Consider the following 10,601-nt stretch of genomic DNA (forward strand, 5'->3'; position numbering starts at 1 on the left):
ATTTGATAAAGATAAAAAATTTAAAAAAATATTACGGAAAAGAACTTGTCATCAATGATGTTTCCCTAGAAATCAACAAAGGTGAAATTTATGCCATCGTTGGGCATAGTGGAGCTGGAAAATCAACTCTTTTAAGATGTATCAACGGACTTGAAGATTATCAAAAAGGAAATTTAAAAGTCTTAGGTGAAGAGATTAAAGATTTAAAGCAAAAAGATCCTAAAAAACTTAGAATACTAAGAAAAGATATAGGCATGATATTTCAAAATTTTGCTCTTATGGAAAGAAAAAATATATTTGAAAATATCGCTATGCCACTTAGAACACATTTTTCTCAATGTAAAATTTATTCTAAAATTTTCAACAAAGAATACATGAGCGAAAAAGAAATCAATGAAAAAGTGCATTCTTTGCTTGAAATTGTAGGTCTTAAACATAAATTTAATGCTTATCCAAAAGAATTAAGCGGAGGGCAAAAACAAAGAGTAGCCATTGCTAGAGCTTTAACTTTAAATCCAAAAATTCTACTCAGTGATGAAGCAACTTCGGCTCTAGATCCTAATACTACTAAAAATATCTTAGAACTTATCAGCAAAATCAATGCTGAATTTGGAATTACCGTAGTTTTAGTAACTCATGAAATGGATGTGGTAAAAGATATAGCACAAAAGGCGCTTTTACTAGAACAAGGTAAGATTATAGGAAGTGGTGCTATTGATGAGCTTTTCTTAAAGCCTAATCAAAAAATGAAAGAGTTTTTAGGCGAAAGCGACTTTCTACCTTTGCATGGACTAAATATAAAATTATACTTTCCTAAAGAAGTGGTTGAAAATACAATCATTACCCATATGGCTAGAACTTTGGATATAGATTTTAATATAGTTTGGGGAAAAATAGAAAAATTAAATGGCAAAGCCTTAGGAAATTTAGTGATCAATATCGATCATAAAGATAAAGATAAAGTGCTTAACTACATAGAAAAAAACGGTGTATTGTGGGAGTTTGCATCATGAATGAAGAAAATTTCTTGAATGCTTTTTTTGGCAGAATATCGCAATTTGTTTCTGAAATTTCTTGGAAAGATATAAAAGAAGTTGCGACAGATTCTATTTTTACTTTTCCTCAAAATTATGATCTTATCTTAAAACCCGCACTAAATGAAACCATCTATATGAGTTTAATGTCTGTATTTTTTGGCTTTATTTTGGCTATTATCCCTGCGATATTGCTTGCGGTTTGGGATAAAAATGGCATTAAACAAAATAAATTTGCTTATGCTATTTTAGATTTTGTTATAAATATTTTAAGAGCCTTTCCTTTCTTGATTCTTATTGTTATTTTATTGCCACTTTCTAGGATTATCGTTGGAACGAGTATAGGAACTGATGCAGCAATCGTACCTTTGGCTATTGGCGTAGCTCCTTATTTGGCTAAAACTCTAGAAAGCGCTTTTAAAGAAATTGATAAAGGAATCATTGAAGCTGCTAAAAGTTATGGAGCGAGCAATATGCAAATCATCTTTAAAGTGATTTTCGTGGAATCTTTACCTAATATCATCAATGGTTTAACCTTGATTCTAATCTTTACCATAGGTTTTTCAGCTTTAGCAGGAACGGTTGGAGGTGGCGGACTTGGCGATATTGCTATTCGTTATGGATATGAACGATTTAATAAAGAAATCATGATACAAACTGTTATTATTTTACTAATCTTAGTTCAAATCATACAAATTTTAGGCAATCTTTTTTATTCTTGGTCAAAAAATGACAAAAGCTTAAATATTATTTTTTCTTTGATTGTTTTATTTGCTATAAGTATAGTATCAAGTCTAAACAATGAAGAAAACTGCATTTTTCAATTTATAATTTGCTTTTTCTTGATTGCATTATTTATTTTTACATTTATAAAAAAGAAAAAATTATTTCATAACTTTTAAGCAAAGTATGAATAAAAATTAGATATAAAAATAAATTATTTATACTAAAAAGGAAAAAATAATGAAAATTAGAATTTTATTGATATCAAGTTTGCTAGGTTTATTTTTAAATCTCAATGCATTAGAGACTATCAGCGTTGCTGCTACGCCGGTACCTCAAGCTGAAATATTAGAACAAATCAAGCCCGATCTTGAAAAAGAAGGTTATAAACTCGTCATTAAAGAATTCACAGACTATATTTTGCCTAATTTAGCTGTAGATAGTGGTGAAGTTGATGCGAATTTTTTTCAACACACGCCTTATTTAGAAGAATTTAACAAAAATAAAGGCACCAATCTTGTCAAGGTAGCTAGTATTCACCTTGAACCTATGGCTGTTTATTCTAAAAAATACAAAAGTTTAGACAATATCAAAGAAGGATCAAGTATCGCTATACCTAACGATCCTACAAATGAAAGCAGAGCCTTAGATATCATTGCGCAAAAATGCTCTTTAAAATTTAAAAACAATGGCTTAAAAACTCCGCTTGACATTATAGAAAATCCAAAAAAAATAAAATTTATCGAACTTAAAGCAGCACAATTGCCAAGATCTTTAGGAGATGTAGATTTTGCTGTTATTAATTCTAACTACGCTTTATCTGCTGATTTAAATCCCATAAAAGATAGTATATTTATGGAAGATAAAAACAGCCCTTATGCAAATATTTTAGTTGTTAAAGCTGGACACGAAAATGATCCTAAAATAAAAGCTTTGATTAAGGCTTTACAAAGCGATAAAGTAAAACAATTTATTTTAAACAAATATAATGGATCTGTTTTACCTGCTTTTTAATAAAAATATATAATGAAAAATCTATTTTTTATACTTGTAGTTTTTATAAGTCTAAGCAAAGGGGCGAATTTGGAAGAAATCAAACTCGCCCTTGCTAAAGAAATCACCAATAATTTTCCAAAAATCATCATCACACAAATTGATCTAAGAAGCACTTCTTTACCTAAAGATTTTAATCAATATCAATTTTTAAGAATAGCTAATGGGCGTTTTGAACAATCTCAAGGCTTTTTAAGAGCAGAATTTAAAACTCCGCAAAATTTGCAAAAAAATTTATTTTTTCGCTATTTTGTCCAAGGAAATTTACAAGTTTTAAAAAGCGAAAGAGCTATTAAAAGGGGGCAAAAACTAAGCCCGCTTGATTATAGAAGTATTTCGTTTGATTTTGATAAGGTACCGCCTAATGCTTTAGATGTTGAAGATACAAATAATCTTATCGCAAAAAACAATATCAATAAAAACACTATTTTAAAAGAAAATATGTTTAAAACCCTCGCATTAATCCGCAGAAATGATCCCATAATAGGAATACTAAGAGATGGAAATATAGATGTTTCCATAGAACTTACAGCCTTACAAAGTGCTAACATGGGGGAAAGAATTCGTGCAAAAAATAAAGAAGGTAAAGTGATGCAAGGTATAGTTATAGGAAAAAATAGGATGATTATCCAATGAAAATTTTATTAGGAATTTCAGGATCAAGTAGTGTTTCATTGGGCTTGAGTTTGCTCGAAAATTTAGAAAAAAAATGCGAGCTTTATTGTATTATTAGCAAAGGAGCAAAATTAAGCTTTCATGCTGAAAATAAAAAAGATCTAAAAAAAATATGTGATGAAAAATTTAAAAATACTTATTTTTTATCAGATAGCGAACTAGGTGCTGGTGTTGCCAGTGGTTCTTTTGGGATAGAAAAAACGATCATCGCGCCCTGCTCTATTTCCACTTTAGCAAAAATTCATGCAGGTTTAGCAGATACTCTTTTAACTCGTTGTGCTGCCGTAGCGCTTAAAGAAAGAAAAAAACTCATTTTAGGTGTTAGAGAAATGCCTTTTTCTACTATCAATCTAGAACACATGGCAAAATTAAGTCAAATGGGCGTTATTATAGCTCCACCTGTTATCGCAAGCTATTCAAAGGCCAAAAACTTAAAAGAGATGGAAAATTTTATCATCGGCAAATGGCTTGATTTGTTAGAAATTTCTCACAAGCTATATCAAAGATGGAAATAAGCTAAGAATTTTTACTATTTTTTAAGGCTAAATTCATTATATTTTGAATTTTTGGAGTTGTAATGACCTGTTTATATCCTGGAACTTTTGATCCTATCACAAATGGACATTTAGATGTAGTAAGACGCGCTCTTAAAATCTTTGATAAAATCATTATAGCTATTGCAAAGAGCGATCATAAAAAACCTTATTATAGTTTAGAAAAGCGTAAAAAATTAGCAGAACTCGCAACAAAAGATATTTCAAATGTAGAGATCATTACCTTTGATAATTTGCTTGTAGATTTGGCTAAAGAATTTAAGATCAATATCATCATACGTGGGCTTAGAGCTGTGAGTGATTTCGAATATGAATTGCAAATTGGATATGCAAATCATGCTCTTTGGGATGAGATAGAAACGATTTATTTAATGCCAAGCTTAAAACATGCTTTTATTTCAAGCTCTATAGTGCGTTCTATAGTCACGCATGGAGGTGATGTAAGCTCTTTAGTTCCAAAGGAAATTTTGCCATTTTTAAAGGATAAAACTTGTATGTAGCATTTGAAGGGATTGATTGTGTTGGCAAAAGTACGCAAATTTCACTCTTAAAAGAAATTTATAAAGAAGCTATTTTCACTTTAGAACCAGGTGGAACTGATTTAGGAAAATCTTTAAGAGATATCTTGCTTTATCAAAATTTAAATCTTAAAAAAAGAGCTGAAGTTTTACTTTTTTTAGCTGATCGCGCACAACATTACGAAGAAGTTATCCATCCAAATAAAGATAAACTTATCATCAGTGATAGGAGTTTTATATCGGGCATGGCTTATGCGGTTGATTTTGATGATGAGTTGCTTTTTTCTCTTAATTCTTTTGCGCTTGATCATTTTTTTCCAAAAAAAATCATATTTTTAAAAGCAGATGAAAAACTAATCAAGCAACGCTTAGGAGAGAAAAAGCAAGATACCATAGAACAACGCGGGATAGAATACTTTTTAAATGTCCAAAATAAGCTAGAAAATATTTTATTCTTCTTAAAAAATAAAATTCAAATAGAAATTTTACAACTTGATGCAAATAAAAGTATAGAAGAATTGCACACCAAAATAAAGGATTTTTTGCAATGATTAACGCTCTTAAGGGAATGAAAGATCTAACCGATCAAAGCGCTAAATACTATAAAAAAATTATTGAAGTTTGTGAAGATGTTGCCAGTAATTATGGCTTTGAATTTATCAATACGCCACATTTAGAGCAAAGCATCCTTTTTAAAAGAAGTGTGGGTGAAAGCTCTGATATAGTGGGCAAAGAAATGTATGAATTTATAGACAAGGGAGGTAATGAAGTTTGCATGCGTCCTGAAGGGACTGCTGGAGCGGTTCGTGCGTATATCGAGAAGAAATTTGATAAAAACATAAGCATTAAACGTTGGTTTTATCATGGTTCTATGTTTCGATATGAAAGGCCTCAAAAGGGACGCTTAAGAGAATTTCATCAATTTGGAGTAGAAAGTTTTGGCATAAGCAGTGTTTATGAAGATGCGAGTATTATTTTAATGTTGGCTGAAATTTTTTCACGCCTTGATATCAAATTTAAGCTTATTATTAATTCCTTAGGCTGCTCAAAATGTCTTCCACCTTACCGAGAAAAACTCATTGATTATCTTGATAATCAAGAAGGATTTTGTGAAGATTGCAAAAGACGCAAAACTTTAAATCCTATACGCGTTTTAGATTGTAAAAATGAACAGTGTCAAAATTTGCTTAATCAAGCTCCACTTTTAGAAAAAAATTTATGTCAATGCTGTTTAGATGATTTTAATCATTTGCAAAGCATTTTAAAAGAAAATGAAATTGATTTTACTTTAGATTCTAAGCTTGTTAGAGGCTTGGATTATTATTCTAAAACAGCTTTTGAATTTATAAGCGATGAAATCGGCGCACAATCAGCCATTGCTGGTGGAGGAAGATACGATAGACTTATAGAATATTTAGGGGGAAAAAGCGGTTTTGGCATAGGTTTTGCCATGGGTATAGAAAGGATTATGGTTATTTTAGAACAAAAAGAAGAAAAATTACAAAGAAAAGGAATTTATCTTTGCTCTTTGGATGAAATTTATATTTCAAAAATTTTTAAAATCGCAACTAAACTTAGAAAAAACTACAAAGTTCTTTTAAGCTATGATGCAAAAAAACTCGCAAAACACTTAGAAAATGCCGATAAAGCTGAAACTAAAATTTTTCTTTGTATGGGTGAAAATGAATTTAAAAATGAAAGCTTGTTTTATAAAAATTTAGAAAATAAAGATGAAAAAATCATTAAAATTTCAGATTTGGAGCAGTTTTTATGATGGATTATGGGATTAATATTTGGGGGAATGAAAATTTTATTATCAAAAATGGTAAAGTTTGTATCAATTATGAAAAAAAGCCCGCTATTATTGATATCGTAAAAGATTTAAGAAATGATGGTTATAAAGGACCTTTGCTTTTAAGATTTCCACATTTAATCCAAAAACAAATCGAAAGTATTTATGGAAGTTTCAATAAAGCTCGTAAGGAATTTAATTATAAGGGCAAATTTAATGCGGTTTATCCTTTAAAAGTCAATCAATACCCTGGTTTTGTTAAAAATCTTGTCAGACTTGGAAAAAAATACAATTACGGACTCGAAGCTGGCAGCAAAGCCGAACTTCTTTTAGCCATGGCTTTTAACAATGAAGATGCTCCAATAACCGTAAATGGCTTTAAAGATAGAGAACTTATCAATATAGGTTTTATCGCAGCGGAAATGGGACACAATATCACTTTAACTATAGAAGGACTTAACGAACTTGAAGCGATCATTGATATAGCCAAAGAACGCTTTAAGCCTAAGCCAAATATAGGCTTAAGAGTGCGTTTGCATTCTGCTGGTGTTGGAATTTGGGCGAAAAGTGGAGGTATAAATTCCAAATTTGGACTCACTTCAACCGAGCTTATAGAAGCTGTTAATTTACTTAAGAAAAATAAATTGCTAGATCAATTTACTATGATACATTTTCACCTAGGTTCTCAAATTACTGAAATTCATCCTTTAAAAAAAGCTTTAAATGAAGTTGGAAATATCTATACTGAGCTTAGAAAAATGGGGGCAAAAAACTTAAAGTCAATCAATCTTGGCGGTGGTTTGGCTGTTGAGTATTCTCAATTTAAAAATGAAAATAGCAGAAATTACACGCTTAGAGAATACGCAAATGATGTTGTATTTATCCTTAAAAATATCGCGGAGCAAAAAAGTGATTTAGAGCCTGATATCTTTATAGAAAGTGGTCGTTTTATCGCAGCAAATCACGCTGTTTTAATCGCTCCTGTTTTAGAACTTTTCTCTCAAGAGTATTCTGAAGATAAACTTTTACTCAAAGAAAAAAATCCAAAGCTTATCGATGAATTATACGATCTTTTCAAAAGCATAAAGCCTTCAAATGCTTTAGAATATTTGCACGATAGTATCGATCATTTAGAAAGTATTTTAACGCTTTTTGACTTAGGATATGTGGATTTGCAAGATAGATCTAATGCTGAAATTTTAACACATCTAATCATCAAAAAAGCCATTTTGCTTTTAGGAGATAAGCAAAATCCTGCTGATTTGCTTGCCATACAAGATGAAGTACAAGAAAGATATTTGGTGAATTTTTCACTTTTTCAAAGCTTACCTGATTTTTGGGGATTAGAACAAAATTTTCCTATCATGCCTCTTGATCATTTGGATAAAGAGCCAACAAGAAGTGCGAGTATATGGGATATCACTTGCGATAGTGATGGGGAAATTTCATACTCTAAAGACAAACCTTTGTTTTTGCATGATATTGATGTAGAAAAGGAAAATTATTTCCTAGGCTTTTTTCTTGTAGGAGCTTATCAAGAAGTGCTTGGAATGAAACACAATCTTTTTACCCACCCTACTGAAGCGATTATTAGCATTGATGAAAAAGGTTATGAAATAGAAGGGATCATAGAAGCTCAATCCATACTCGATACACTTGAAGATCTTGATTATGACATCCATGAAATTATGGATATACTTAATGAAAGAATTAGTAATTCAAAATTAGTCAATGAAAAACAAAAAAAGCACATCTTAGGGGAGCTTTACTTATTTTTAAATGATAATGGCTATTTAAAAAGCATCGATGGAAAAGAGGATTAAATTTTAATTTTTCTTTTCCAAGTATTACCATTTTTCACGCTTTTTGTTTATTTTTATTTCTTTTATTCCTCTCTTCTTCATCTTTACCATAAAACCATAAAAAATGATCTATTTGTCTGTTGTTAAAATCATCCAACTTATAAAAACTCCTAAAGCTTTCTATAGCCTTGATCAAATTTTCATATTTTTTTAGTGTTTCACCTGTAATTTCAAAATCACAAAAGCGCTCTTCAGCAAAAAAATGAATTAAGCTTTTTTGCACAAATTTATCATAAATAACATAATTTTCTTTATCGTGATGAAAACAATATTTACTTGCAAAAGAATATAAAAAACATTGCTTTCCTTTTGTATCTTTAAAGTTGGCAATCTTTTCTATCACGTTAATATTTTTTTCTTTTAAGTCTTTGTCAATGTTTAAAGATAAAATATGTTTAGAAACTTCATAAATTCCACGCATTCTTAAATTAGTGCTATAAAAACTATCTAAAACACAAACTTTTAAAAGTATGGATTTTTCATTATCATTTTTAGAATTTTCTTGAAAAATTTCTTCTATTAGTTTTTCTTGTTTTCTATAATGTTCATAACTTTCTAAATTTTCAAATTCTTTTAACGTATTTAAAACCAAACTAATCATCATTTTACCTTAATTATAAAAAATTAAAATAAAAATTATATACCCCCCTATAAAATATTTCTTAAAAATATATATTCATTTATAAATTTCTGTTTTAAATAAAAATTTAAAAAAAACTGAATATATTACCATTTTTCACGCTTTTTATTTTTTTTGTTTATTTTTTTATCTTCTTGTATTAAACCATGTATTTTTTGGATAAAATAAAAATAAAAAAGGAAAGATATGCTAACCAAAAGATCTCAAGTTTTAGAAGAATCAATCACTCTAGCCATAGCCTCTCTTGCAAATGAGTTAAAGGCTAAAGGCGAAGATATCATCAGTTTTTCAGCCGGAGAGCCCGATTTTGACACCCCTAAAACTATAAAAAATGCTGCTATTGCCGCCATTGAAAAAGGTTGTGGAAAATATACGGCAGTTCCTGGCATTAGCGAAGTTTTAAAAGCTGTTCAAACTAAATTAAAAAAAGACAATGCTTTAGACTATGAAACAAGTGAAATTGTGATTAATGTTGGCGCTAAACATTCCCTTTTTCAATGCATAGAATGTTTAGTTGAAAAAGATGATGAAGTTATCATTCCTACGCCTTATTGGGTTAGTTATCCGGAGATGGTTAAATTTGCAGAAGGAAAACCCGTATTTATCGAGGGTTTAGAGGAAAATGGCTTTAAGATTACCGCTGAACAACTTCAAAAGGCTATCACTCCAAAAACAAAAGTTTTGATGCTAAATTCCCCATCAAATCCTATAGGTTCAATTTATAGCAAAAAAGAACTTTTAGAGATCGCTGAAATCTTAAAAAATACAAATATCGTAGTTTTAAGTGATGAAATTTATGAAAAACTTTCTTATGATAATACCGAAATTACGGCATTTGCAAGTTTAAATGAAGACACCTTAAAACGCACCGTAACGATCAATGGGCTTAGCAAATGCGGTGCTATGCCTGGCTGGAGATTTGGCTACATGGCTAGCAAAAATAAAGAATTAATTTCTGCTGTTAAAAGATTGCAAGGGCAAAGTACTTCAAATATTTGCTCGGTTATGCAATACGCCGCCATTCCTGCACTTACTGGAGAATGCGATCAAGATATAGAAACCATGCGTCAAGCCTTTGAAAAACGTCGCAACATAGCCTTAGAGATCTTAGAAAAAATTCCAAATATCAGTTTTTATAAGCCCGAAGGTGCTTTTTATCTTTTTATCAATATCCAAAAAATCGAAAAAGATTCTATGAAATTTTGCAAAAAATTACTTGAAGAAGAAAAAGTAGCCGTCGTTCCAGGGGTTGGTTTTGGTATGGATGGATATTTTAGAATTTCTTATGCTACAAGTGAAGATTTGATCAAAAAAGGCCTAGAGAGAATCGCTAAATTTATAAAAAATTATAATTGATTAAATTCATTGCAAATTTAATAAAAATTTATTTTGTTAAATTTGCATCTTAGGTTTTTTAAGAATAGCATTTATTCTTTGGATATTATCTGATTTACTCAAACTAAGTCTTATTATAGAATCTTCCAATCCGCCTAAAGAATGAGGGATATTAGCCTCCAAACTGATCATATCTAAGGTATTTAATTCCAATTTTTGCCCTTGAACTTCAAACCAAATTTTGCCGCTTAAAACTTGAACATGTATTGCAAATGGAGCTTTATGTTCTCTCATGATACTATCTTTAGCAAGTAAAATTTGTATTTCTTTACTTCTTTCATCATCGATTAAAACATTGATTTTAACTTCCTTTGAAAGAAAATTTGTCGTATTCCATTGAGTTATTTTCATCATT

Annotated in this window: 12 protein-coding genes; 10 read left to right on the forward strand and 2 right to left on the reverse strand. The window is 30.1% G+C overall.

The window, feature by feature from the left end; all coding sequences use genetic code 11:
* Positions 1 to 2 precede the first annotated feature (2 nt).
* From H2277_RS04980 to speA, 9 genes are all read left to right on the forward strand, one after another.
* Positions 3 to 1,013: a methionine ABC transporter ATP-binding protein gene (locus H2277_RS04980; protein ID WP_337201251.1), complete on the forward strand. Its 1,011-nt coding sequence runs from the start codon at positions 3 to 5 to the stop codon at positions 1,011 to 1,013.
* A complete protein-coding gene (locus H2277_RS04985; protein ID WP_337201252.1) occupies positions 1,010 to 1,936 on the forward strand; it encodes a methionine ABC transporter permease in 927 nt (308 codons plus the stop codon). The genes H2277_RS04980 and H2277_RS04985 overlap by 4 nt, the downstream gene beginning before the upstream one ends.
* A 61-nt stretch (positions 1,937 to 1,997) precedes the next feature.
* The gene (locus H2277_RS04990) at positions 1,998 to 2,771 is read left to right on the forward strand and encodes a MetQ/NlpA family ABC transporter substrate-binding protein (protein ID WP_337201253.1); all 774 of its coding nucleotides are present in this window, start codon (positions 1,998 to 2,000) and stop codon (positions 2,769 to 2,771) included.
* A 12-nt stretch (positions 2,772 to 2,783) separates the two neighbouring features.
* A complete protein-coding gene (gene flgA, locus H2277_RS04995) occupies positions 2,784 to 3,446 on the forward strand; it encodes a flagellar basal body P-ring formation chaperone FlgA (protein WP_337201254.1) in 663 nt (220 codons plus the stop codon).
* Complete coding sequence (locus H2277_RS05000; RefSeq protein WP_337201255.1) at positions 3,443 to 4,000, forward strand: UbiX family flavin prenyltransferase; 558 nt, start codon at positions 3,443 to 3,445, stop codon at positions 3,998 to 4,000. Before flgA ends, H2277_RS05000 begins: the two co-directional genes overlap by 4 nt.
* 62 nt (positions 4,001 to 4,062) lie before the next feature.
* Positions 4,063 to 4,539, forward strand: coding sequence for a pantetheine-phosphate adenylyltransferase (coaD, locus tag H2277_RS05005; protein WP_337201256.1), 477 nt, complete (start codon positions 4,063 to 4,065; stop codon positions 4,537 to 4,539).
* The gene (gene tmk, locus H2277_RS05010; protein WP_337201257.1) at positions 4,530 to 5,108 is read left to right on the forward strand and encodes a dTMP kinase; all 579 of its coding nucleotides are present in this window, start codon (positions 4,530 to 4,532) and stop codon (positions 5,106 to 5,108) included. Before coaD ends, tmk begins: the two co-directional genes overlap by 10 nt.
* Positions 5,105 to 6,331, forward strand: coding sequence for a histidine--tRNA ligase (gene hisS / locus H2277_RS05015; protein ID WP_337201258.1), 1,227 nt, complete (start codon positions 5,105 to 5,107; stop codon positions 6,329 to 6,331). Before tmk ends, hisS begins: the two co-directional genes overlap by 4 nt.
* Complete coding sequence (gene speA / locus H2277_RS05020; protein ID WP_337201259.1) at positions 6,328 to 8,172, forward strand: biosynthetic arginine decarboxylase; 1,845 nt, start codon at positions 6,328 to 6,330, stop codon at positions 8,170 to 8,172. The genes hisS and speA overlap by 4 nt, the downstream gene beginning before the upstream one ends.
* 34 nt (positions 8,173 to 8,206) lie before the next feature.
* On the opposite strand, the gene H2277_RS05025 is transcribed toward speA, so the two are convergent.
* Complete coding sequence (locus H2277_RS05025) at positions 8,207 to 8,812, reverse strand: hypothetical protein (RefSeq protein WP_337201260.1); 606 nt, start codon at positions 8,810 to 8,812, stop codon at positions 8,207 to 8,209.
* 225 nt (positions 8,813 to 9,037) lie between these two features.
* Between H2277_RS05025 and H2277_RS05030 the strand changes: the two genes are divergently transcribed.
* Entirely contained in the window at positions 9,038 to 10,207 is a 1,170-nt protein-coding gene (locus H2277_RS05030; RefSeq protein WP_337201261.1) for a pyridoxal phosphate-dependent aminotransferase, read from the forward strand.
* Between the two features lie 36 nt (positions 10,208 to 10,243).
* Here the strand turns inward: H2277_RS05030 and H2277_RS05035 are convergent, their stop codons facing one another.
* On the reverse strand, positions 10,244 to 10,597 hold the full coding sequence (locus tag H2277_RS05035) for a cupin domain-containing protein (RefSeq protein WP_337201262.1): 354 nt from the start codon (positions 10,595 to 10,597) through the stop codon (positions 10,244 to 10,246).
* Positions 10,598 to 10,601: the final 4 nt, after the last annotated feature.

Source organism: Campylobacter sp. W0014, from assembly GCF_020135975.1.
Taxonomy (GTDB): domain Bacteria; phylum Campylobacterota; class Campylobacteria; order Campylobacterales; family Campylobacteraceae; genus Campylobacter_D.

What these genes read in the sequence shown, in the direction of transcription:
- H2277_RS04985 (WP_337201252.1), top strand. Translation starts at nt 1,010, where the DNA reads ATGAATGAAGAAAATTTCTTGAATGCTTTTTTTGGCAGAATATCGCAA.
- H2277_RS04990 (WP_337201253.1), top strand. Translation starts at nt 1,998, where the DNA reads ATGAAAATTAGAATTTTATTGATATCAAGTTTGCTAGGTTTATTTTTA.
- flgA (WP_337201254.1), top strand. Translation starts at nt 2,784, where the DNA reads ATGAAAAATCTATTTTTTATACTTGTAGTTTTTATAAGTCTAAGCAAA.
- H2277_RS05000 (WP_337201255.1), top strand. Translation starts at nt 3,443, where the DNA reads ATGAAAATTTTATTAGGAATTTCAGGATCAAGTAGTGTTTCATTGGGC.
- coaD (WP_337201256.1), top strand. Translation starts at nt 4,063, where the DNA reads ATGACCTGTTTATATCCTGGAACTTTTGATCCTATCACAAATGGACAT.
- hisS (WP_337201258.1), top strand. Translation starts at nt 5,105, where the DNA reads ATGATTAACGCTCTTAAGGGAATGAAAGATCTAACCGATCAAAGCGCT.
- speA (WP_337201259.1), top strand. Translation starts at nt 6,328, where the DNA reads ATGATGGATTATGGGATTAATATTTGGGGGAATGAAAATTTTATTATC.
- H2277_RS05025 (WP_337201260.1), bottom strand. Translation starts at nt 8,812, where the DNA reads ATGATTAGTTTGGTTTTAAATACGTTAAAAGAATTTGAAAATTTAGAA.
- H2277_RS05030 (WP_337201261.1), top strand. Translation starts at nt 9,038, where the DNA reads ATGCTAACCAAAAGATCTCAAGTTTTAGAAGAATCAATCACTCTAGCC.
- H2277_RS05035 (WP_337201262.1), bottom strand. Translation starts at nt 10,597, where the DNA reads ATGAAAATAACTCAATGGAATACGACAAATTTTCTTTCAAAGGAAGTT.